The organism is Pseudonocardia sp. SID8383 (genome assembly GCF_009864975.1).
GTDB lineage: Bacteria > Actinomycetota > Actinomycetes > Mycobacteriales > Pseudonocardiaceae > Pseudonocardia > Pseudonocardia alni.
In genome coordinates, this window is record NZ_WWFY01000546.1 from 1 (window position 1) to 359 (window position 359).

The following is a 359-nucleotide window of genomic DNA, read 5'->3' on the forward strand; positions in this document are numbered from 1 at the left end:
GTCGCCGTCGGGGGCGCGGTGGCCGTCGAGCGCCCCGGCGGTGGCCGCGGCGAGCAGCTGGTCGCGCAGGTCCCGGGCGTGGCGACGACTGACCGGCACGTCACCGGCATCGGTGTGGGCGAGCAGGCCGCCGCCGGCGTCGCTGCGCAGCTCGCGGACCGCGGGGAGGTGCAGCAGGAAGCTGCGGTGCACGCGGACGAAGCGGTGCGGGTCCCAGTGCTCCTCCAGCCGGGACAGCGGGATCCGCACGAGGTGTGAGCCCCCGGGCAGGTGCAGCCGCACGTAGTCGCCGTGGGCCTCGACGAAGCGGACGTCCTCGCGGCGGACGTAGCGGGTGCGCCCGGCGGCCTCCACCGGCA

Annotated in this window: 1 protein-coding gene; it reads right to left on the reverse strand. The window is 77.4% G+C overall.

Features of this window, described 5'->3' with window-relative positions; all coding sequences use genetic code 11:
* Positions 1–359, reverse strand: a 359-nt coding sequence (locus GTW08_RS13310) for a LytTR family DNA-binding domain-containing protein (protein ID WP_161151989.1), incomplete at both ends; no start/stop codon positions are given.